This is a genomic window from Cupriavidus necator A5-1, from assembly GCF_000744095.1.
Taxonomy (GTDB): domain Bacteria; phylum Pseudomonadota; class Gammaproteobacteria; order Burkholderiales; family Burkholderiaceae; genus Cupriavidus; species Cupriavidus necator_A.
In genome coordinates this window covers 4,330,312-4,350,636 of record NZ_JQLI01000001.1, presented here as the reverse complement: position 1 = coordinate 4,350,636, position 20,325 = coordinate 4,330,312, and the positions used below count along the sequence as shown (strand labels likewise).

22 protein-coding genes are annotated in these 20,325 nt (G+C 69.1%); 12 read left to right on the top strand and 10 right to left on the bottom strand.

What is annotated here, in order from left to right; translation table 11 throughout:
* Nucleotides 1-60: 60 nt before the first annotated feature.
* The 7 genes from K307_RS19360 to K307_RS19330 form a co-directional block, all read right to left on the bottom strand.
* On the bottom strand, nt 61-1,194 hold the full coding sequence (locus K307_RS19360; protein WP_042880518.1) for an ABC transporter substrate-binding protein: 1,134 nt from the start codon (nt 1,192-1,194) through the stop codon (nt 61-63).
* A 266-nt stretch (nt 1,195-1,460) separates the two neighbouring features.
* Nucleotides 1,461-1,973: a hypothetical protein gene (locus K307_RS19355; protein ID WP_042880516.1), complete on the bottom strand. Its 513-nt coding sequence runs from the start codon at nt 1,971-1,973 to the stop codon at nt 1,461-1,463.
* 227 nt (nt 1,974-2,200) lie between these two features.
* Entirely contained in the window at nt 2,201-3,640 is a 1,440-nt protein-coding gene (locus K307_RS19350) for an acetate kinase (RefSeq protein WP_042880513.1), read from the bottom strand.
* An 85-nt stretch (nt 3,641-3,725) separates the two neighbouring features.
* Nucleotides 3,726-4,589 (bottom strand): hypothetical protein, encoded by an 864-nt coding sequence (locus K307_RS19345; RefSeq protein WP_042880512.1) that lies wholly within the window; start codon nt 4,587-4,589, stop codon nt 3,726-3,728.
* A 10-nt stretch (nt 4,590-4,599) separates the two neighbouring features.
* A complete protein-coding gene (locus K307_RS19340) occupies nt 4,600-5,298 on the bottom strand; it encodes a C39 family peptidase (protein WP_042880509.1) in 699 nt (232 codons plus the stop codon).
* The gene (locus K307_RS19335; RefSeq protein WP_042880508.1) at nt 5,298-5,693 is read right to left on the bottom strand and encodes a hypothetical protein; all 396 of its coding nucleotides are present in this window, start codon (nt 5,691-5,693) and stop codon (nt 5,298-5,300) included. Before K307_RS19335 ends, K307_RS19340 begins: the two co-directional genes overlap by 1 nt.
* A 199-nt stretch (nt 5,694-5,892) precedes the next feature.
* Nucleotides 5,893-7,314, bottom strand: coding sequence for a hypothetical protein (locus tag K307_RS19330; RefSeq protein WP_042880506.1), 1,422 nt, complete (start codon nt 7,312-7,314; stop codon nt 5,893-5,895).
* Between the two features lie 702 nt (nt 7,315-8,016).
* Between K307_RS19330 and K307_RS19325 the strand changes: the two genes are divergently transcribed.
* The 4 genes from K307_RS19325 (at nt 8,017) to K307_RS19310 (ending at nt 11,826) form a co-directional block, all read left to right on the top strand.
* On the top strand, nt 8,017-8,799 hold the full coding sequence (locus K307_RS19325; protein WP_042880505.1) for a GntR family transcriptional regulator: 783 nt from the start codon (nt 8,017-8,019) through the stop codon (nt 8,797-8,799).
* A 100-nt stretch (nt 8,800-8,899) separates the two neighbouring features.
* The gene (locus K307_RS19320) at nt 8,900-9,952 is read left to right on the top strand and encodes a tripartite tricarboxylate transporter substrate binding protein (protein ID WP_042882328.1); all 1,053 of its coding nucleotides are present in this window, start codon (nt 8,900-8,902) and stop codon (nt 9,950-9,952) included.
* Nucleotides 9,949-11,262, top strand: a complete 1,314-nt coding sequence (locus K307_RS19315) for a 3-isopropylmalate dehydratase large subunit (RefSeq protein ID WP_051974969.1) — start codon at nt 9,949-9,951, stop codon at nt 11,260-11,262. Before K307_RS19320 ends, K307_RS19315 begins: the two co-directional genes overlap by 4 nt.
* Before the next feature lie 51 nt (nt 11,263-11,313).
* Nucleotides 11,314-11,826 carry a 3-isopropylmalate dehydratase gene (locus tag K307_RS19310; RefSeq protein ID WP_042880504.1) on the top strand — a complete coding sequence of 171 codons (513 nt, stop codon included), beginning with the start codon at nt 11,314-11,316 and terminating at the stop codon, nt 11,824-11,826.
* A 36-nt stretch (nt 11,827-11,862) separates the two neighbouring features.
* Here K307_RS19310 and K307_RS19305 read toward each other — a convergent pair whose 3' ends face one another.
* Nucleotides 11,863-12,558, bottom strand: coding sequence for a phosphoribosyltransferase (locus tag K307_RS19305; RefSeq protein WP_042882324.1), 696 nt, complete (start codon nt 12,556-12,558; stop codon nt 11,863-11,865).
* A 328-nt stretch (nt 12,559-12,886) separates the two neighbouring features.
* Here K307_RS19305 and K307_RS47880 point away from each other — a divergent pair, with 328 nt between their 5' ends.
* The gene (locus K307_RS47880) at nt 12,887-13,081 is read left to right on the top strand and encodes a hypothetical protein (protein WP_042882322.1); all 195 of its coding nucleotides are present in this window, start codon (nt 12,887-12,889) and stop codon (nt 13,079-13,081) included.
* Here K307_RS47880 and K307_RS19295 read toward each other — a convergent pair.
* Nucleotides 13,060-13,992 (bottom strand): LysR family transcriptional regulator, encoded by a 933-nt coding sequence (locus K307_RS19295; RefSeq protein WP_230625773.1) that lies wholly within the window; start codon nt 13,990-13,992, stop codon nt 13,060-13,062. The two genes, K307_RS47880 and K307_RS19295, sit on opposite strands and share 22 nt — an antisense overlap.
* A 174-nt stretch (nt 13,993-14,166) precedes the next feature.
* Here K307_RS19295 and K307_RS19290 point away from each other — a divergent pair, with 174 nt between their 5' ends.
* Both K307_RS19290 and K307_RS19285 read left to right on the top strand, forming a co-directional pair.
* A complete protein-coding gene (locus K307_RS19290; RefSeq protein ID WP_080745067.1) occupies nt 14,167-14,625 on the top strand; it encodes a nucleoside deaminase in 459 nt (152 codons plus the stop codon).
* A gap of 4 nt (nt 14,626-14,629) precedes the next feature.
* Nucleotides 14,630-15,844 carry a cyanate transporter gene (locus tag K307_RS19285; RefSeq protein ID WP_042880500.1) on the top strand — a complete coding sequence of 405 codons (1,215 nt, stop codon included), beginning with the start codon at nt 14,630-14,632 and terminating at the stop codon, nt 15,842-15,844.
* A gap of 18 nt (nt 15,845-15,862) precedes the next feature.
* Here K307_RS19285 and cynS read toward each other — a convergent pair whose 3' ends face one another.
* The gene (gene cynS, locus K307_RS19280; protein ID WP_042880498.1) at nt 15,863-16,306 is read right to left on the bottom strand and encodes a cyanase; all 444 of its coding nucleotides are present in this window, start codon (nt 16,304-16,306) and stop codon (nt 15,863-15,865) included.
* 96 nt (nt 16,307-16,402) lie between these two features.
* Between cynS and K307_RS51065 the strand changes: the two genes are divergently transcribed.
* From K307_RS51065 to K307_RS19255, 5 genes are all read left to right on the top strand, one after another.
* The gene (locus K307_RS51065; RefSeq protein ID WP_419187127.1) at nt 16,403-16,666 is read left to right on the top strand and encodes a hypothetical protein; all 264 of its coding nucleotides are present in this window, start codon (nt 16,403-16,405) and stop codon (nt 16,664-16,666) included.
* A 360-nt stretch (nt 16,667-17,026) separates the two neighbouring features.
* The gene (locus K307_RS50385) at nt 17,027-17,149 is read left to right on the top strand and encodes a hypothetical protein (protein WP_042880493.1); all 123 of its coding nucleotides are present in this window, start codon (nt 17,027-17,029) and stop codon (nt 17,147-17,149) included.
* A gap of 62 nt (nt 17,150-17,211) precedes the next feature.
* Nucleotides 17,212-17,529, top strand: a complete 318-nt coding sequence (locus K307_RS19265; RefSeq protein WP_042880491.1) for a YXWGXW repeat-containing protein — start codon at nt 17,212-17,214, stop codon at nt 17,527-17,529.
* A 743-nt stretch (nt 17,530-18,272) separates the two neighbouring features.
* Entirely contained in the window at nt 18,273-19,253 is a 981-nt protein-coding gene (locus K307_RS19260; protein WP_042880489.1) for a response regulator transcription factor, read from the top strand.
* Between the two features lie 73 nt (nt 19,254-19,326).
* Nucleotides 19,327-20,262, top strand: a complete 936-nt coding sequence (locus tag K307_RS19255; RefSeq protein ID WP_042880487.1) for a glycosyltransferase family 2 protein — start codon at nt 19,327-19,329, stop codon at nt 20,260-20,262.
* Nucleotides 20,263-20,325 lie beyond the last annotated feature (63 nt).

Genomic DNA, 20,325 nt, shown 5'->3' with positions numbered 1-20,325 from the left:
CGCAGCAGTCCGGGCAGCGCAGCGCCGCCCGGACTGCCTGCCTGCCATTGCCCCGCAGGTTCAGCGGATCAGCTTCCCGGTGGACGAGACGATCGACATCTCGACAAACGACGAACCGGTGTGCCGCATCGGGCTGTAGCTGATCAGAATGCCGCCGAGGTCGTAGTCGCGCATGCCTTCGAGCGCATTGACCAGCCGCTCGCGCGTCAGGTCGGGACCGGCGCGGCGCAGCCCTTCGACCAGCACCTTGGCCGACATGAAGCCCTCCATGCCGGCGTTGGACGGCTCCACGCCCTGCTGCTTGGCCAGGCTGCGGTATTCGCTGGCCAGCGTCATCTGGCTGGAGTTGGTGCCCGGCACCACCTGCGTGATGATCAGCCCGCGCGCATCCGCGCCCAGTTCGCGGATAAACGCATCGGCGGCATTGTTGGACAGCGTGACGAACTGCGCCTCGCTGCCGGCAGCGCGCAGCTCGCGGATGATGCGCGCCGCCTCGGAGCCCGAGCCGATCACCAGCACCGCCTGCGGGTTGGCCTTGTGCATGGCGGCCACGCTCTGGCTGATGTCGCCCATCGGCCGCGCGAAGTTTGCGGTGGCCGCCGGCTGCACGCCGCGCGCCTGCAGCGCGCCGTTGAAGCCTTCGAGCACGTCCTTGCCGAAGCCGTCGCTGGCGTAGAAGATGCCGATGCGGCTCATGCCCGACGTGGCCAGGTGGTTGATCGCGCGCGCGACCTCGTCCTGGTACTTGGCGCGCACATTGAAGACGTAGCGGTTCACCGGCCGGTGCAGCGTGATGGCGCCGGTGAGCGGCGCCACCAGCGGCACCTTGTGCTCGGCGATGATGGGCAGGATGCTTTCGTTCTGCGGCGTGCCGCGCACCATGAAGAGGGCGAACACTTTGTCCTCGTCGATCAGCTTGCGCACGTTGTCGGGGGTGCGCTTGGCATCGAAGCCGTCGTCGTAGGTCACCAGTTCGATGCGCCGGCCCGCCACGCCGCCGCTGGCGTTGACGGTGCGCAGGTAAACCTGCGCGCCGGCGATCTGCTCCTTGACCGAACCGGCCACCGGACCGGTGACGCCCGCGGACTGTCCGATGCGGATGGTGGAGCGTGTCACGCCCGGTTCTGCCTGGGCCGTCTGCGCAGCCCATCCCAGCGTGGCGGCGATGCCGCACGCGATCCATTTCGCCTTCATTGTCTCGACCCCTCCGCCCTTGTGGGCTGATCTCATAGTTCTGTCGCGGCGCATGGCGCATGCAAGCATGCGCCGTCACGCAAATTACCGCATGCGCAACGCTGGGGCAAACCGGAGCAAGGGGGACTGTTGCAGCAGCATCACACCGGAACCGCGTGACGGTTCCGGCGTGAGCACGGGCGCGCTATAGGATGCGCGTCAGAACGCGCCGCACGGGCGCGCGAAAGGACATGCAGGACAGCAAAGACAAGCCATACCAGCGCGGATCAGGGGAAGGCCGGCACTGCCGGATCCAGCCCGGCAAAGCGTGCTTCCGGATGGGCGTTCTGCAGCAGCGTCTCGACCTCCTCGACACGGCTGCGCGGCACGTCCACCATCAGCAGGATCTTGCCTTCCTCGATGTCCTTCTCGAACGCGCGCAGCCGGCTGTTGGGCGCCGAGCTGCCGATCATGCTCGCGGCCCATGCGCCGAACACCGCGCCGAGCACCGCCAGCACGCCGACCAGGCCCCACTGCGGGGTGTCGCTGACGATCGGGAACATCGCTACCACGGCCCCTGCCACGACGCCGACGCCCCCACCCACCACCAAACCCATCTCGGCGGCATGCACGATGTCGGAGGTCTGGAACAGGTTGGCTTCGTGCAGGCCCGTCATGTCGGCACCGTCACGCGCCACGAAGTGTATGCGGCGGTTTTCGATGCGGGCAAGCAACAGGTCGTCCATGGTGCGGCGGGCGCTCGCCAGGTCGGGCAACAACCAGAAGATGCGTTTGCGCATGTCTCTCTCCTTTTTCAGGCCGCGTCGCTGGTGTGGGTGAACCTGGGTCCGGAATGTACCGCTGGCGGCGCGGGGTTATTTCGTTGTACGCCGTTCATGGGGCAAGCGCAAGGCGACTCTTGGCGTACGCGCACGCCGCGCGCGGATGTGATGTGCGCGTATGCCCCGCGCGTGCGCGGCACACGTCACGTCGTCCAGCCAGGGAAGAGAATTGCGGCGCCAGCGCCTCAGAAAGTGATCGGCAGGCGAACATTGACCTGCAGGTCGGGCGTATCGCGGGTGAGGCCCGCGCCCACCGACAGGTTCAGCGTGTAGCGGTTGTTGAAGCGGTACGAATAACCCACCAGCAGCGTGCCCTGCGTCACCCGCACCGAACCCGGCACGGTTTGTCCGTTCTGCTTGGTCGGCCAGATGATGCTCTGGTCGTAGCCGATACTGAACGACGCCTTTTCATTAAGCGCCAGGCCCATGCCGAAGCTGAACTCGAAGATGTCTCCCGGCGCGATCTTGCCCAGCGGTTCCTTTTCGCCGTTGAGCACGGTGCGGCTCACGTTGTCGCGCGCAAAGTTGTGCAGGTAGCTGAAGGTGCCAAAGAACACCGCTGGATCGGTCGGCAGCAGCCAGGTGATGCCAGGCTGGATGGCCTGGAAGCCGGTGCCTGTCGGCAGCCCGAGCGGCAACCCGGTGCCGGTGGCATTGCCCACGCAGCGCGTCACGCAGTCGGTGACGACTTCGAACGGGTCCTTGCCGGTATTCGACTTGTAGCGCAGCCAGCCGATGAAGTACGGGAGCTTCTCGCTGCCATAGTTGAGCTGGTAGCGCACCGTCGCCTCGACATCGCCAATGCCGCTGCCGCTGGCATTGAACACGCGGTCAACTGCGGTACCGGTGAATACTTCGCGGCTGACGGTGGAACCGGAGCTATGCACATAGGGTACTTTGGCTTCGATCTCCAGCCGCTTGGTGATGCCGTAGCGGAATGCAACCGATGGGATGTAGGTCGAGGTCTTCACCTCGCGCACGTCGATCAGGCCAATGATGATGGCCGGGATGATCGAATAGCCGACCAGCGCCACGCGGTTGTTCGACGAATAGCCGTACTGGAAGCCGGGTTCGATCACAAGCTTGCCCTGAGCCGTCAGCACGCCCGGCTGTTCCGTGATCGGCGCGATTTCGGGCGGGCGCGTATCGCGCTCGGGCGGCTTGCCCACGGGCTCGTCCGCGACCACCTGCTGGTACGTCGACTCGCCCTGCTGCGGCTGCCCCGGCTGCACCACCACCTGCGGCGGCTGGTCGCCCTGGGTCGCCTGCGGCGACGTGACCGCGTTGGGCACGCCCTGCGTTGCGCTGGAGCCGGCCGCGGCGGCCGCGGCGTTGGTGGCGTTATCCATCGGCGTGACGCCGGGGCCGGCGCCGCCGCGCTTGCGGGACAGCACCTCCGGCCCGATCACGCTGCGCAGCTCACGGATCAACGCTTCCTGCTCAGCGAGCGCGCGCTTCATGGCGTCGAGCTGGCTGGCCTGCTCTGCCAACTGGTTCTGCAAGGATTCCAGCCCGGCGGCGGGTGGCCCCGCGTCGAGTGTGGTCTGGGCGTGCGCCAGGCCTCCAAGCAACAGCAACGTCGAGCACCCGGCGCTGCGGATGCCCTGCATCGACCGCTTCTTCATGACGTCTTCCTCCCCCGGGACGGCAGACTGGATCTTGCAGGCGCGCGCTACCTCCTGCGCATCAAAGCTACGGTTACGGCTACTCCTACCTCATGCTGGCGGCTCGCAGCAGCACGTTGTTCAGCGTTGCGTTGGCGACCTGTGACCGGAATGCCTGGAGCGTATTCACACTCGCGTCGATTGTCATCAGGCTCCGGATACTCTGGTTGTTCAAGGTGTTCTGGATTACGGTCATCGGCGACGCCCCATTGGCCACCGCCGCGGAATTGCCCGCGCCGTTCTGGATTACCGCCAGCAGCCCGTTGGTAACGACCTGGCCGGTTGGCGTTGTCACCGCGGTTGACGGCAGGCCGGCCGCACCGGCGCTGCTTGCCGATGCTCCGTTCGATGCCACCCCCGTGGCCGTTCCCGCGGCACCTGCGCTGCTGCCGCCATTGCTGCCTAGCTGAACGCCCGCCGTGGCCGGGTTGCCCGCCATCGCGCTGTTCACGTCAGCATACGTATTGCTCACAATGGCCGGTCCGAGCGCAGAAGCCAGCTTCGCGGCCTGGTCGCTGGTGATGCGCGCAATGTCCGGTATGTTAATGCTGGTGGCCACCACCAAGGCGCCATTGACGTACACCGCGCGTTCGATTCCGAACGAAACCTGCAGTCCGCCGGCGTCGAAGCCGCCGCGCATTTCATCCAGCTTGTCTTCGGAGACCGGTTTCCAGCCGGCCATGCTGCCCTGGGTAGCGGCAGCCAGTGCTTGGTCTTGCTTGTTCTCTTGCGTGTCCAATACAGTCTGTGCAGGAACCGCGGCCGCGTCAAGGGCGTCCGGCAGCGGCTGCTCGCTCGCCTGCGCGGCGGTGACACATGCCATGCCGGCGCCGAACAGGACCGCTGCAGTCGCCGTACCGGCTCCCCTGCTGCGGCAGGCGGTGGAATTCGGGGCGGATGTCTCGAACATGATGTGTTCCTCAGAAATCGCTGGCGCCATGCTTTGGCATGACGGTGAAGAACAGGCTGTCCCGGTTGACTCCCATCCAGTAAGGGCCCGATGGCGCTACGCGCCAGTCGGCCGCCAGGTTGAACCGGGCCTGCTCGGTCCGGTTATGGATCACGAACAGCAACTGGCTTTCCCAGATGCTCTCGAAGTGTTCGCGCGAGATGGAGCGCGTGCCGCGCGCCGGATCGCCGATCAGCACGCGATCGCCGCGGACTCCTTTCACCACCACGAAATGGTGGTAGCCGTTCTCGACGATCAGCACGATCGCGGGTATCTTTGTTTCCTCGAGCTTCGACAGCGGCAGTTCATACCCGTCCGCCAGGAACCCCTGCGACGCCAGATAGCGCTTCATATCCAGCAGGGAGAAACCCTCCTGCCGGATCTTGGCCTGGTCGCCATTGACGAACATGTTGGCAAAGACCAGTTCCTCGCTGACCGGTTGCCCGTACTGGTAGGTCAGCAGGGTAGCCACCGCGGCCGAGCCGCAGCTGAAATCGTATTGCTGACGGATCGTGGTCTTGAAGCGTGCTTCGCGCAGGCTGGTCACCGGCACGCTGTAGTACTCGCCGACAGGCCCGTAGATGCTGACCCGGTCAGCCAGTGCGGGCTGGGTACCGCCCAGGGCCAGGACAAAGGGCAGCGCCCGCAGCAGTCCTCGAAGCATCTTCATCACTTGAACTGGACGTTGACGATGGTGGCGTTCTGGATCAACACGTTGTTGCCCGAGTTCTGGATGGCCGTCGGTATGCCCGCCGAATTCGCGAAGGCGCCTTCCGTGATCATGTTGGTGCCGGACAGCGTATGGACCGCGGCGTTGTCCGCCACCGTGCCATGCAGCCGCATGTCGTTGACCACCACTTCCGCACCACCGCGCACGCCATCAAGCTTGTCGCTCGCGACAGCTACCGCGGCCGAGCCAAAAGGATTGCTCGCCGCCGGGGTCACCGCAGCGGCAGGCGCTGCCACGGCGACATCGCCCGCCAGCGGTCCCGCCTGAGCCTGCATGAACGGCCAGGCTAGAAATGCTGCCGTCAGCGCTGTGACAGCAGTGTGAATCGGTTGCATGATGCGTCTCCTCCACGCCCGCCGCGCCCGGCCCCATCCGGCCAGCCGCGGCGGAACTTACAGGTTGTGCCAGGCAGGCATTCCTGCGCGAATCGCTCGCCGGGATGCCCCCGTCGGCTTGAAGACTCTGCCCCGGCACCGGCCGGCCCGCCATCCGCCAGAAGCTGGCGATGGCTGGCCGACCGGCCCGGTTCACGTCTTAGCGGCCGACGCTCAGGTTGGCCTGCACGTTGACGCTTTGCTGAACCAGCGAAGCTGCGCCAAGGTTCTGGTTGGCGACCATGATGCCCGCGGCGGTCTGGCCGACGCTGGTCATCACGTTGGACAGGCTGAACGAGCCGGCAGAAACTGCGACGGTTCCGCCTGCGCCGCCAGCGCCGCCGACTGCACCGTTGCCAGTGCCGCCGTTGCCAACGCCGCCAGCGCCACCGGTAGCACCGACAGCACCCGTCGCACCATTGCCAGCCGTGGCGCTACCGTTGGTCGCCGAGCTTGAAGCGCTGCCGTTTGTGGCCGCACCACCTGCGCCGCCCGCACCCCCAATGCTCGCTTGCGTGCCGCCAGCGCCGCCCGTGCTGGTGGACGCGCCAGCCGTGGCCGCCGAGGTCGCCGTGCCGCCTGCGCCACCCGCACCGCCGGTACCGCTGCCGGCACCGCCGGTTGCGCTAGCCGACGACGTTCCGGCGCCGCCCGCACCGCCAGTCCCCGTGCCCGCGCCAGCAGAACCGGCGGCAGTCGCCGCACCGGCTGCCCCGCCCGCGCCGACCGTGTCGTTACCGGCGCCACCGTTGCCGCTGGACCCGCCTGCCGAGCCCGCAGCGCCGCCCAGGCCAAGGCTGGCACCGAGTGCACTGCCGCCGCGACCGCCGGCGCCAAGCGAAGCGCTCAGAGCGCGTCCGCCCGTGCCATAAGCGTCGCCGCCGCTGCCGCCCCGGGTGGCCGCCGCGCTGAGCGCGCTGCCACCAGCGGACTTGGCGTTGCCGCCATCGCCGGCCCAGCCAATCGCCTTGCCGCCCTTGCCGCCGTCACCCGCCTGCGCGCCATAGTTGGTGGCTGCACCGTTGGTGGCGCTGCCGTTGGTGGCGCTGCCGCCGTTACCGCCATTGCCGCCATTGCCGCCATCGCCGCCGCGGCCGCCGTTGCCGACGCCACCAGTGCCGTTGCCGCCGGTGCCTCCGGCGCCGCCGTTGGCGCGACCCGTATTGCTGGCATAGTTGCCCATCGTTCCGATGGTGTTACCGGATACATAGCCCTCCAGCTTGCTGATCGCCAGCGCCTTGCTCGAATTGAACGCGTTGGAGAAGTTGGCGGTGGCCGAGCTGCCATTGGCCGCGGCCGCATTGCCATAACCGCGCATATCCTGATCCGTGCGGTTCTTGGAGTTGGTATTGGTGGTGGTCTTGGTCGAGGTACTGGTTCTTGTGTTCGTGCTGCTGTTGTTCCGCTGGACAGCCCACGAGCCTTCGTTCGCTGCCGCACCACCGCCGGTCTGCGTGGAAGTCGCGGTCGCGGTTTGGGTATTGGTGGTCCCGCTATCGTCGGCGTTGTTGGTCGGGTTCGCCAAGGCTTGGCCAGTGCCAAACGCCAGCGCAATCGCCGATGCCAGTAAGGTCTTATTCATACGAAGCTCCCAGGAAGATGTCACACAGCGGCTCAGCCTCCGGCCGGCGCTCGTGCCGAACGACGGCTGGAGGTTAGGTCCGGCACCCTGCCAAACCAGCCTGCCCTTGCGCATAATCAGTGCCAGCTTCGCCACCTGGAGTGGCAATCCCTTGTATTACAAGGCCTCCCCGGCGACCCGCCGGGAACTTTCGGGCGCTTTGCACGATCTCTCCCGCCCGCGCTGCTGTGCACGGCAGACGACATGTCACACCGCTGTGACACGGCCTCCCCCGCCCCATCGGGGGTACGCCCGGATCACCTGAAAAAGGCCTTAGATTTCAGTGCCTTACAGCATTACTCGGGACTTGCCCGAGCCCCGCGGCCACGTATCGACGCTGAAACATCGCCGCCGGGTGCCGTCACCGCCGCCCATGTGAGCCGCCCCACATTGCCGGCATGTCCGTTTTGCGCCGCCCGACACCCAGCCCTTGTGGCGCCCCGCCAAACCCACCTCCGGGGGCGGCGCGGTAGCTAAAGCCTTACCTGGCCCGTGCCCGGGCTGTCTGTCCGTTAACCCACGTACGCAGGGATGCGCCGCTGCAACACAGCGACCCTCGCGTTGTGCCGGAAGGGCCTCAGCGTCTATCCATGCTAGGCTCTATGTCTGATTTAAAGTACATTAGAGGCATTACAGACTTGTCATCTCTCCACAAGGGAAACCATGAGTGAAGCCGTCGTTCCCCTGTATCACCAGATTTACGTGGTACTGCGCCAGCAGATCGTAGAGGGCCGCTTCGGCCAGGGTCCCTTGCCGGGCGAGATCGACCTGGCCAAGCAGTTCCACGCGTCGCGCGTGACCATGCGGCGCGTGTTCGACCGCCTGGTGCAGGAGGGCCTGGTGCGCCGCCATCGCGGGCTTGGAACCTTCGTCAACCCGCACCCGGTGCGGCCCGCGGCAGCGAGCGAGGAACGCGGCACCAGCCTGCTCGACAACATCATCGACATGGGCCAGAAGACGTCGGTGAAGGTGATCTCGATCGACGAAGTCCATGCCACGCCGGACGTCGCCGAGTCGCTGCAGATCGAAGCTGGCGACCCGGTGGTCAAGATCGTGCGCGTGCGGCACTACCGCAACCGGCCGCTCTCGCATATCACGGTCTACCTGCCGGCTGAGCTGGGCCGCCCGATCACGCGCAAGGCGCTGGAAGAGACGCCGGTGCTGCGCCTGCTGGAAGCCGGCGGCGTCAAGCTGGGCCGCGCCAGCCAGGTGCTGTCGGCGCGCCTGGCCGACGTGGTGGTGGCGCCGCTGCTGGACGTGCCGGTCGGCGGCGCGCTGCTGGCGGTGCGCCGCGTGGTCAAGGACCAGGCCGGCCGCCCGGTGCAGTTGCTGCTGGGCCAGTACCGCCCCGACCGCTACGAGTACCGCATGGAACTGTCGCCAGCCGGCGTGGACAGCGCCAACGTCTGGGTGGAGAGCGAAACCCGCCCCGGCCTGCGCGACTGACATGCCCGCCCCGGGCAGTGCCGCGCCGGATGTGCGCCACACCTCGCTGATCCCGGCGATACTGCGCATTCCTGATCACATCAAGCGAGGAGCCGCCGTCATGCCAGTGTTCCGCCTGGTCCTGTCCAACTCGACCCCCGACCCGACCGGGTTGTCATCGAGCCGCCGCCGCGCCGCGGTGCGCCGCCTTGCCGGCATGGCCGGCGCTGCCCTGTGCGCGCTGGCGCTGCCCTTGTCGGCCGGGGCACAAGGCACGCAGATTGCCGGCGGCAAGCCGATCCGGATCCTGGTGGGCGCGCCGGCCGGCGGCACCACCGACACGCTGGCGCGCACCATCGCCCAGGAAATGACCCAGGAACTCGGCCAACCGGTGGTGGTGGAGAACCGTCCCGGCGCCGGCGGCAATATCGCCGCCGACCTGGTCGCCAAGAGCGCGCCGGATGGCAGCACGCTGCTGATGAGCTTCACCAGCCATACCATCAACGCCACGCTGTACAAGAAGCTGCCGTTCGACCCGGTGCAGGACTTCACCCCGGTCACGCTGGTGGCCACCGTGCCCAGCGTGCTGGTGGCCACGCCGCGGCTGGCCGCCAGCAACGTGCCCGAGCTGATCCGCCTGGCGCGCTCGCAGCCGGGCAAGCTGAACTTCGCCATCGGCTCGGTCGGCTCGTCGCTGCACATGGCCGGCGACATGTTCAAGATGATGACCGGCACCTATATCGTCAACATCCCATACAAGGGCACGTCGCCCGCACTCACCGACGTGCTGGCCGGCCAGTGCGACCTGATGTTCGCCAGCACCATCAACGTGCTGCCGCATGTGCGCGCCGGCAAGCTCAAGGTGCTGGGCGTGACCAGCCCCGCGCCGCTGCCGCAGTTCCCGGGCGCGGCGCCGATCGGCGCCACCGTCAAGGGCTTCGAGTCGAGCGCGTGGTTCGGCCTGTTCGGGCCCGCCGGCATGCCGGCCGAGGTCACGCAGGCGCTGTACCAGGCCGCGCGCAAGGGGCTGGAAACGCCCGCGGTGCGCAAGCGCCTGGAGAATGACGGCGCGCAGCCGATCGGCATGCCGCCCGAGGCCTTCGGCGCGTTCGTGAAGCAGGACGTCAAGCGCTGGGCGGCCGTGGTCAAGTACTCGGGGGCGTCGCCGGAATGAGTCGTACCCTTGCGGCCACACCCGAGGCCACGGCGCCGGCCACGCTCGCGCAGAAACTGGTGGCGCGCGCCGCCGGCCTGCCTTACGCGCAGGTCGGCACCGTGGTGATCTGCCGCGTCGACCTGGCGATGTCGCACGACTCCAGCGGCCCGCGCCGCGTGGCGCCGCTGCTGCAGGAGCTGGATGTCGGCGTCTGGGACCCGTCGCGCTACGTGGTGGTGACCGACCACTTCGTGCCCGGCGGCGATGCCCAGGCCGAATCGATCCTGCGCTTCACGCGCGACTGGACGCGCCAGTCGGGCGCGCACTTTATCGACGCCGAAGGCATCTGCCATGTGGTGCTGCCCGAGCGCGGGCATGTGCTGCCGGGCCGCCTGATCGTCGGCGGCGACAGCCACAGCCCGACCGGCGGCGCCTTCGGCGCCTACATGTTCGGCGTGGGCGCGACGGAGATGGCGGGCGTGTTGGCCACCGGCGAGATCTGGCTGCGCGTGCCGGATACCATCCGGCTTCAGTGGGACGGCCAGCTCGCGCCCGGCGTCTGCGCCAAGGACATCATGCTGTTCCTGTGCGCCAGGCTGGGCCTGGGCGGCGGGCGCTACGAAGCGCTCGAATACACCGGCAGCGCCGTGGCCGCAATGCCGATGCAGGAGCGCATGACGCTCACCAACATGAGCGCCGAGCTGGGCGCGCAGACCGGGCTGATAGCGCCCGACGCCGTGACGCTCGACTGGCTGGCGCAGGCCGGCGTGCCGGCGCAGACGCTGGCGGACATCGATCTCGCGCACTGGCGCAGCGACATGGATGCGCCGGTGCTCGCCACCCACCGTTTCGACGCCGGCGCGCTGGCGCCGCAGGTCGCCGCGCCCCACTCGCCCGCCAACAGCGCGCCGGTGGATGAGGCCGCTGGCGAGCCCGTGCAGATCGCCTACCTGGGCGCCTGCACCGGCGCCAAGCTGGAAGACCTGCGCATGGCCGCGCGCGTGCTGCGCGGGCGCCGCGTGGCGCCAGGCGTGACGCTGCAGGTGGCACCGGCGTCGCGCCGCGACCAGTTACAGGCCGAGCACGAAGGCACGCTCGGCATCCTCACCCAGGCCGGCGCCATGCTGCTGCCCAACGCCTGCGGCGCCTGCGCCGGCTATGGCGCGTCGCGCTTTCCCGCGGGCAGCCGCGCCATCGCCTCAACGGCGCGCAACTTCTCCGGCCGCATGGGCGACGCGGGCAGCGCCGTCTGGCTGGGCTCGCCGATGACGGTGGCCGCCAGCGCCATCACCGGCCGCATCACCGACCCGCGCACCCTGCTGGAGTAACGCCACGGGCCTGAATTCGTGCCCGCCATGCGCGGGCCAGACCTTTTTTGCATGACCTCCCCCATCGCCCCCGCCCCCATCGCAGCCGGCCGCATCTGGCGTTTCGGCAACAATGTCGACACCGATGCCATGGCCCCCGCCGTGCTGATGAAATCGCCGCTGGCCGTGCTGGCCCGGCATTGCCTGGCCTCGCTGCGCCCGGAATTCCCAGGGGACGTGCGCGCCGGGGATGTGCTGGTAGCGGGCGCCAACTTCGGCATCGGCTCGTCGCGCGAGCAGGCGCCGCAGGCGCTGCGCGAACTGGGTGTGGGCGCGGTGGTGGCGCAGTCCTTCGGCGGGCTGTTCTATCGCAATGCCATCAACCTGGGCCTGCCGGTGCTGGTGTGCGCCGACACCGGCCGGCTGGCCGACGGCGCGCACGTCGTGCTGGACCTGGACGCGGCCCGGCTGCGCCTGGACGACGGCACCGAAGTTGCCTGCGAGCCCATCCCCGCCTTCCTGCGCGAGATCCTGGCCGCGGGCGGGCTGGTGCCGCACCTCAAGCGGCGCCTGGGCAAGGCCTGAGCGCATGCCTGAGCACCTCGCCCGCAGGCGCGCGCCTCAGCCGGTGCGCGGCATGGCGGCCTGGCGCAACAGGCTGAGCGCCTCGTCGTCGCTGGTCTGGGAGAAATCCAGGTAGAAGGCGCCGACCGCGCCGAAGTTCGGCGGCGTATTCAGGCAGATGATCTCGTCGGCGGCCGGCTGCAGGCTGGCCAGCCCGTCCAGCGAACCCACCGGCGTGGCCGCTACCACGCGCGCGGCCCCCGCCATGCGCACGCCCTCGAGAGCGGCGCGCATGGTGGCGCCGGTGGCCACGCCATCATCGACCACGATCACGGTACGCCCGGCGCGCGCCGGCACCGGTGCCCCGCCGCGGTAGCGCTGCTGGCGCCGCGCGATCTCATCGAGCTGGCGGCCGCGTTCGGCATCGAAGCTGCCGCTTTCCAACGCGCGGCGCGCCCAGGGGTCGTCGTTGACCACGGTATGCGGGCCGCCGCCCGCGGCATCGCCCTCCACCACCGCGCCGAGTGCCAGTTCCGGGTAGCCCGCCGCGCCGATCTTGCGCACCAGCAGCACGTCCAGCTGGGCATCGATCGCACGCGTGACTTCAAAGGCCACCGGCACGCCGCCGCGCGGCAGCGCCAGCACCAGCGCGGGCTGCCCGAGCTGCGCGGCGCCGAAGCCCAGTTCGGCCAGCCGGCGGCCCAGGTAGCGGCCAGCCTCGCGGCGATCGGCAAAGCACGGTGGCAATGTCAACATGGCGCGCTCCCAGAAGTCCGGCGTCGTGACGCCGGAAAGTGGCTGTCGAGGCCCGCACCGCCACGGCGGCGGCGCGGCGCAGGCGGCCCTTTGCCAATATAGACCTTGCCGGGGAAGGCGTAGGAGCAACCCGGCGCCGTGCCGTATCCGCGTGCAATAGCGCGCAAGTCACTTCGATTGAACGCGATTTCGCAACAGTGTGTTTTGCCGGGGCCGGCTGATCTTCCTGCGCTGCAGCATTAAGATTGTCCCAGGCGATTCCCCCGGGAACGCCGCCCATCCGCTGTTCGCCGGGCATGACGCCCGGCTCCTGAATGAGCCCGACATGACTTCGCAAGCCTACGCACGCGCGCAACTGGCGCACCCCGATCACGACACCGCCACGGAAGGCAACCCCGGCGCCCTGGCCACGCCCGACATCCCGTTCGGCTCGCTCGAGGCCGCCGCGATGGCCGAGCTGCCGTATACCTTCCGCCCGGCCGGCACCTGCACCCGCTACTACAACGAGTTCTTCGGCTGATCCTCGCGCCGGACCCGGTGCGGGATCTCATGCGCTGATTCGCCCGCGGGCGCCATCACGCGCTCGCATAGCGCGGCCAGCCGCGCCGCCATGTCGCGCGCCGGGGCCGGCAGGTCCGGTTGCGCGTGCAGGCTCAGCTCGATATCCGGCACCGCGGCCGGCCAACCGCCGTCCTCCAGCACCCGGTGATGGGCGCTGGCCAGGCGCCGTGGCAGCAGCGTGATACCGAGCCCGTCGGCCACCGCCGCCAGGATGCTGGCCAGGCTCGCACTGACGAAGGCCACGCGCCAGCGCCGCCCGCCGGCGTCGAGCGCGTGCGTCATCTCGCCGCGGTAGAGCCCGCCCACCGGAAACGCCACCAGCGGCACCGGGTCGCGCGCCACCGCCGGGCGCTGGCGGCTGTCGATCCAGCACAGCGGCTCCGGCCAGCTGGCCAGGCCGGTGGCATGCCCGACGCGCTGCTTGACCAGCACCAGGTCCAGCTCGCGGTCCTGGAAGCGCTGCCACAGCTCGTGGCTCATGCCGCTGGTCACCCCCAGCCGCACCCCCGGCCAGTCGTCGGCAAACCCTGCCAGCACCGGCGTCAGCGGCCGCGCGGCAAAGTCCTCAGGCACGCCGATGCGGATCTCGCCCTGGCCCGCGCTCTGGCGCAGCTGCCCGACCGCCTCGGCCATCAGCTGCTGCAGGCGGCGCGCGTAACCAAGCAGGCGCTCGCCCTCCGGCGTGGTCGTGACATAGCGCCCCCCGCGGTCCAGCAGCACGCAGCCGAGCTGCTCTTCCAGCCGGCGCACCTGCTGGCTGACGGTCGACTGCGTCAGGTGCACGCGCTGCGCGGCGCGGGTGAAGCTGCCGCTTTCCGCCACGGCGGCAAAGCTCTGCAGCAGCACGGGATCGAGAAGAGGGTCCTGCATCGGCGGTCCATTGGGTTTTCCACTGCCGGCGATTTCATCATTTAATTTCCCAATTACCAAGCCCCGGCGTACAGTGGGCAGCCCTCGGGCGCGGCGTTCGCCCCCCGCTGGACCTACCTGCCAAAGCCATGCCGCGCCACGCGCTGCGAGCATGCACTCACTTTTGCCCGGATCATGAGCACTCACCAGGAATTCATGTGCGAGGCGGTCCGCCTTGCCGAAGCCAACCGTGACCGTGGCGGCCGCCCCTTCGGCGCCGTGCTGGCGCTCGACGGCGATGCCGTCGCCACCGGCGTCAATGACATCGTCCACAGCCACGACCCGACCACCCATGCCGAGCTGGAAGCCGTGCGCGCCGCCGCGCGCAAGCTCGGCCGCCCGGACCTGCGCGGCAGCGTGGTCTATGCGAGCGGCCATCCGTGCCCGATGTGCCTGGCGGCGATGACCATGGCCGGTGTGCAGGCGGTCTACTACGCCTTCGACAACGACGACGCCGCGCCCTATGGCATGTCCAGCGAGGCCGCCTACCAGGCGCTGCGGCTGCCGCTCGACCCGCCCCCGCTGCCGCTCACGCGCGTGCCGGTCGATCTTTCCGCCGCGCAGCTCTACGGCACGCGCACCCACCGTGGCTGATGCCATGGCAGACGCGGCGGCGGCCCGGGCCACGCCGCGCTGGCTGGTGCTGGCCGCGGTGGCCGGCATCGGCCTGAACCTGCGGCCGTTCCTGACCGCCGTGGGCCCGCTTGCGCCCGCGATCCGCGCCGGTACCGGGCTCAGTTACCAGGGCATGGCCTGGCTGACGCTGCTGCCGATGCTGCTGATGGGGGTGGGCGCGTTCTTCGGGCCCGCGATCCGTGCACGGCTGGGTGCGCGTGCTGCGGTACTCGGCGCGCTGGCGCTGCTGGGCGCGGGCTGCGCGCTGCGCCTGGGCGTGGCCGACGGCACGCTGCTGATCGCCTCGGCGGCGCTGTGCGGGCTGGGCGTGGCGGTGGTGCAGGCGGCGTGCCCGGGGCTGGTCAAGCAGGAATTCCCGGGGCGCGTGGCGCCGGTGATGGGGCTGTACTCGGCGGCGCTGATGGGCGGCGGCGCGCTGGGCGCGCAGCTCTCGCCCTGGGTGAGCGCGCAGGCCGGGAGCTGGCGCGAGGCGCTGGCCTTGTGGGCCGTTCCGGTGCTCGCGGCGCTGGCGCTGGCGTGGGTGGCACTGCCGCGCGCGCTGCCGGCCCGGACTGCATTGCGCCCGGCAGGCGCGGCGCGCGCGTTGCTGCGCCGTCCGCGCACCTGGCTGCTGATGCTGTGCTTCGGCGTGATGAACGGCGGCTATGCCTCGCTGGTGGCGTGGCTGGCGCCCTTTTACCAGGGCCACGGCTGGAGTGCACCGGCCAGCGGCGCGCTGGTGGCGCTGATGGCGCTGGCGCAGGCCGCCGCGGCGTTGCTGCTGCCGGCGCTGGCGGCGCGCCGCACCGACCGCCGCGCATGGATGGCGCTGGCGCTGGCGATGCAGGTGGCCGGCTTCGGCGGGCTGGCGCTGTGGCCCGATGCCGCGCCGCACGCCTGGGCCGTGATCGGCGGCGCGGGCCTGGGCGGCTGCTTTGCGCTGTACCTGGTGGTGGCGCTGGACCATTTGCCGGATCCGGACAGCGCCGGCGCGCTGAGCGCGCTGATGCAGGGCGGCGGCTTCCTGCTCGCTTCGCTGGCGCCGTGGATCACCGCCATGCTGCAGGCACGCACCGGCGGCTTTGCCGCCGGCTGGTGGTATCACCTGGGCTGCGCCGCGCTGGTGGGCGTGCTGACGCTGCGTCTGGATCCGGCGCGCTACGGCACCGCCTACGCGATGCCGCGGGCCGCCGGATAAGCCGCGCCCGCCCCGGCTTCAGTAGGTCTTGTAGGGCAGGAACTTGCCCGACATCTCGATGCGCACCCGGTCCCCGTTGGGATCGGCCTCGCGCTGCAGGTCCATGCGGAAGTCGATCGCGCTCATGATGCCGTCGCCGAACTCCTCGTGGATCAGCGCCTTGAAGGTGGTGCCGTAGACGCTGATGAGTTCGTAGAAACGGTAGATCAGCGGGTCCGTGGGCACCTGCGTTGGCAGCGAGCCCTTATACGGGACCTCGCGCAGCCATGGCTCGGCCTCGGGCGGCAGCCCGAACACTTCCATCACCGCGCGTGCCCCCGCTTCATCGAATGCCATCTGGCCCAGGCACGCGGCCGTCGTCCATTCCTTGCTGCGGCCGACGCGTTCGGCCACCTGGGTCCAGGTAATACCGCGTGTGACCTTGGCTTCGATGATGAGGTCGGTGACGTCGCTGCGGTTCATGCTGCCTCCATGACAATGGGTGGTTGGGTGGAGCCACTCGGATAGCCGCGGCGGCGCGCGGCGCGAACCTTTCAGCGTGTCAGCGCTGTCTCGACGATGGCCGCGGCGTCCGCGGGCGGCATCTCCTGCGGCAGCGCGAACAATGCCGCGGCTGGCGGCGACAGGCCCTGCAAAAACTGCAAGGCAAGCACGATGAGCATGACCGGCATGGCGCCTCCTTCAAGCACACGTGGCAACTTCCCGATTGGCACAGCCGACAGCGCAAGCTTCATGCCATTGACGCGGGTGTTCCAGCGCTCGCAACCGCACCGCAAGCGCACCGCAATGGCACCGTTGCCAGGGCGGCGCGGGCCATGCTGATGCAAGCCGCACCGTCATAGCGTACCCGTTTCTGCGTGCCATTTGGAGGCGCCCGCAAAGGGTGCAACGAAGGGTGCAACGCGGCGCAGGCGGTCCGCCGAGGTGGCGCTGCCTTGCGAGAACTATTTCCGATGTAACGTCACATTACCTCCCGCCCGGCGCGCGGCGGCCGCGCCACGGCGCCACCGCCCTGCCCGCCAAGCCTTGCCGCACAAGGGTTTCCGGCCGATGCGGCAAGCCGCGCCCGCGCTCGCGGGCACGCTGGGGCCATGTGAGACAGCCTTACAAGTGCAAGCCCCCGGTGTCGGGCCCGCTCGCTACATTGAAGCCGTGTCCAACGCCAACCCGCCAGGAGTCCGAATGAAACGAACCCTCTCCCTGGTAGTGCTGCTGTCCACCACGGCCGCACTGCTTTCCGCCTGCATCGTGGTGCCGCCGCGCGGCGGCCCGCCGCCCCGCTACCACCACTACGACCGCTACTGAACCACTACGGATTGGATCCTGCCGAGCGCAGACCCGAACCACGCCCCCCAAGGAGAACCCAAATGAAACGCCAGCTCCTGCTTGCCGCAGCCGTCCTCGCCACGGGCGGCGCCTTCGGACTGATCGCCCCCGCCGATGCGCAACCGGTGATGGTCGCGCACGGCTACGGCCCGCCGCCCCCGCCGCCGCGCTACGAGCCGCACCCGGCCGCGCGCCGCGGCCAGGCCTGGGTGCCCGGCCACTGGGTTGGCAGCGGCGGCCGCTATGACTGGCGCCGCGGCTACTGGCAGGCGCAGCGCCCCGGCTACCGCTATGTGCCCGAGCACTGGGTGCGCGGCCCGCGTGGATGGGTCATGCGCCCGGGCTACTGGGCCCGCTGAAGCGGCCCAGCCAGGCTTGCCCGCTCGCGCGCCGGAAGCGCCACAGGGACAGGGCCGGGCTTGCCATCCCTGCCCGCCGGCAGTTGGTGGCAAGCCCGCGCCGGCCAGTGCGGTCGGCGCCGCAAGGCTCATCCCGAGGTTGGAGAGGCCTCTCATCCAGAAGCACTAGGCCATGCGCCCGAGCTGCCGCAAAATCAGGCAGATTCATTTCGAAACCTTGTATAGGGGCCGAGTTTCATAATTGCAGCACCCCGCATGCCAGATATATTACGTACACCCCACGATGGGGTTAGAAACCCTGCTAACCGTGGGGGTCGGATAATGCGATCTGTTTCAATGCTGCAACCATTCAAAATCAATGTGTCACATCAGTGAAACCACCGCAACACCGCCTCAGGGCGTCGTTTGCGGAACTTTGGATGGCACATTCGGGTGATTTCTTAAAGGATTATGACCGTCCTGTCATTTCAACCCTGTCTCGTCCCAAATCCGCTCGCTTGCATTCCATTCAACCAACCCATAAGATGAATTTAAGCCGATTTGGGAGCGAGAATCTTTCGGGTTCGGGTTCGGGTCAACCTTCCAGCCGCCGACAAGTTCCATCCAGAAGAACGGGACTGCCGGAGCATGGAAGCATGGGGGTCATCACACGCAGACACCACTGGTGGCTGCTGTCCGGTACTGCTCTCCATACGCAAAAAGCACCCCGCGTCCGCCCCCGAGTAAACGGGGAGTGAAGTCACATGAACGCGTTGCTGATCGAAGAGCATCCATTGCTCCGGCTCGGGCTGTTGCAGATGCTCGAGAACATCCAGGAATCCGCCCAGGTTGCGGCAATTGCGCCCGCGGACATCGCCAGGCTGGAGGCCCGGCACCACAATGCAGACCTGCTTGTGTTCGGCATGCCCGCCGACACGGCGCCCGGCTGGGAGCAGCTGGAACGCGCCCGTGCAGCGCTGTCGCCGCAGCGCATCCTGATCCTGGCTGACGTGCTGCCCTTGCACGTGCCCAATCCTGACAGCGCGCGCGGCGTCTGCGGTTGCCTGCCCAAGTCCGCCTCGCTGGCGGTGATCGAAGCCGCCATCCGGCTGGCGGTGTCGGGCGTGCAGGGACTGCTGTTCTCAGCCGAGACCGGCGCCATGCCCTCGGCCTCGCGCTCGGCCATGCCGGCGGTGCAGTCGCTGGCGTCGGCCGCGCCGCTGCCGCTCAGCGCATCGCTCCCCACGGCCCTGCAGGCCGAGCAGCTGTCGCTGGTGGCCTGCGCCGGCACGCCGCGCGGCGCGGCCCGCGCTGCGGTCGCGGTGCGCGACCTGACCGGCCTGCGCCCGGGCCAGCCACTGTCGGCACCGGCCGCAGCGCCAGCACCCGCTGCCAACGCCGCGCCGCTGGTCGAGGAGGAGCCCAGCTACGACGAAGCCGAGATGCTGAAGATTACGCCGCGCCAGTATGAGGTGCTGGTGCTGCTGGCGCGCGGCTACCCGATCAAGACCGTCAGCCGCATGCTGAATATCTCCGTGGCGACGGTGAAGAGCCATGCATGCACGCTGTACCAGCGCCTGAAGGTGCGCAACAAGGGTGAAGCGGTCTACGCGGCCCTGCAACGCGGCGCCACGCTGGAATGGGTCAGCGGCGACGAACCGTTCACGCGCGACAGCAATGCGCGCACTCTGGTCGGCTCGCCGTGCACCGAGGCCGCCTATCGGGCCACTGGCCAGACGCTGTAGTCCCTTGGCACAGCGCCGTGCCCGCGCCAGACGGGCCGGCGTGCGTGCCAGGTTTCTGCCGAGGGGGTCAACCATGCCGGCAAGCACTTTCCTGCCCACCTTTTCGGTGTGCATCCTCACGTGCGACCATCCCGAGGGCCTGCAGCGCGCGCTGCAGGCGGTCGCCGAATCCACCATGCCGCCGCACCAGCTGATTGTCACGGACGACAGCAGCGGCTACGCCACGCGCGAGATGATGCGCCGTGACTATCCGGACATCACGTACCTGGAAGGCCCGCGCCGCTGCCGCGCGGCCAACCGCAACCGTGCCTTGCGCGCGGCTACCGGTTCGCACGTGCTGTTCCTGGATGACCAGACCCTGCTGGGGGCAACGTTCCTGCAGCAGATGGCCGAGTGCATCGCCGACGACCATATCCGCCGCGCCACCGCCGGCTGCGCGACGCCGCTGATCCTGACCGGCACCGAGGTCTGCCAGGGCCAGCGCGGCCAGCCGCGCAAGCCGGCGTTCCTGGGGCACCCGACACTGGACTACCGCCGCGGCGAGCGCCTGCGTTCGGTGCTGCTGCACAGCGCGGTATTCCCGCGCGAGCTGTTCGCGCACGTGGCATTCGATGAGCAGCTTGCCGGCGGCTACGACGAGCTGGAGCTGGCCGGCCAGGCCGTGCAGGAACTCGGCTACCGCATCGAGTTGGTCCCGAGCGCCGTCAACCAGCGCTCGCCGTCCGCGCGCGCCGAACGGCCCTGCCCGGCCAGCGAAGCCGCTCGCCTGTATGTGGCGTGCCGGCGCTACGACCGTGGCCACCGGCGGCCGGTGAAGAAGGCGTTGTTCCTCATGCTGGCGCTCCCGCATGCGCTCGGGCGCGATCTGCGTGCGGCCGGCCCGCGCGGCGCCGGCGCCTTCTATGCCACCGCAGGTTGCTTGTGGCAGCTGTTGCGTGGCTCGCGCGCCGACGTGCGCGAGGGCGCAGCGGGCGCCTCCGGTCTCGGCGCGCCGCTGCCGCGCGACTGAGATCCGCGCGCCCGGGGGCGCCCCCGGGCGTACCCGTTTCTGCGGGCCTCAAGCGCCCGTACC

Coding starts and splice junctions, on each gene's coding strand:
- K307_RS19260 (WP_042880489.1), top strand. CDS start 18,273: ATGAACGCGTTGCTGATCGAAGAGCATCCATTGCTCCGGCTCGGGCTG.
- K307_RS19320 (WP_042882328.1), top strand. CDS start 8,900: ATGCCAGTGTTCCGCCTGGTCCTGTCCAACTCGACCCCCGACCCGACC.
- K307_RS19265 (WP_042880491.1), top strand. CDS start 17,212: ATGAAACGCCAGCTCCTGCTTGCCGCAGCCGTCCTCGCCACGGGCGGC.
- K307_RS19325 (WP_042880505.1), top strand. CDS start 8,017: ATGAGTGAAGCCGTCGTTCCCCTGTATCACCAGATTTACGTGGTACTG.
- K307_RS19340 (WP_042880509.1), bottom strand. CDS start 5,298: ATGAAGATGCTTCGAGGACTGCTGCGGGCGCTGCCCTTTGTCCTGGCC.
- K307_RS19255 (WP_042880487.1), top strand. CDS start 19,327: ATGCCGGCAAGCACTTTCCTGCCCACCTTTTCGGTGTGCATCCTCACG.
- K307_RS47880 (WP_042882322.1), top strand. CDS start 12,887: ATGACTTCGCAAGCCTACGCACGCGCGCAACTGGCGCACCCCGATCAC.
- K307_RS19335 (WP_042880508.1), bottom strand. CDS start 5,693: ATGCAACCGATTCACACTGCTGTCACAGCGCTGACGGCAGCATTTCTA.
- K307_RS19285 (WP_042880500.1), top strand. CDS start 14,630: ATGGCAGACGCGGCGGCGGCCCGGGCCACGCCGCGCTGGCTGGTGCTG.
- K307_RS19295 (WP_230625773.1), bottom strand. CDS start 13,992: ATGCAGGACCCTCTTCTCGATCCCGTGCTGCTGCAGAGCTTTGCCGCC.
- K307_RS19345 (WP_042880512.1), bottom strand. CDS start 4,589: ATGTTCGAGACATCCGCCCCGAATTCCACCGCCTGCCGCAGCAGGGGA.
- K307_RS19310 (WP_042880504.1), top strand. CDS start 11,314: ATGACCTCCCCCATCGCCCCCGCCCCCATCGCAGCCGGCCGCATCTGG.
- K307_RS19330 (WP_042880506.1), bottom strand. CDS start 7,314: ATGAATAAGACCTTACTGGCATCGGCGATTGCGCTGGCGTTTGGCACT.
- K307_RS19350 (WP_042880513.1), bottom strand. CDS start 3,640: ATGAAGAAGCGGTCGATGCAGGGCATCCGCAGCGCCGGGTGCTCGACG.
- K307_RS50385 (WP_042880493.1), top strand. CDS start 17,027: ATGAAACGAACCCTCTCCCTGGTAGTGCTGCTGTCCACCACGGCCGCA.
- K307_RS19360 (WP_042880518.1), bottom strand. CDS start 1,194: ATGAAGGCGAAATGGATCGCGTGCGGCATCGCCGCCACGCTGGGATGG.
- cynS (WP_042880498.1), bottom strand. CDS start 16,306: ATGAACCGCAGCGACGTCACCGACCTCATCATCGAAGCCAAGGTCACA.
- K307_RS19315 (WP_051974969.1), top strand. CDS start 9,949: ATGAGTCGTACCCTTGCGGCCACACCCGAGGCCACGGCGCCGGCCACG.
- K307_RS19355 (WP_042880516.1), bottom strand. CDS start 1,973: ATGCGCAAACGCATCTTCTGGTTGTTGCCCGACCTGGCGAGCGCCCGC.
- K307_RS51065 (WP_419187127.1), top strand. CDS start 16,403: ATGGCCGCGGCGTCCGCGGGCGGCATCTCCTGCGGCAGCGCGAACAAT.
- K307_RS19290 (WP_080745067.1), top strand. CDS start 14,167: ATGAGCACTCACCAGGAATTCATGTGCGAGGCGGTCCGCCTTGCCGAA.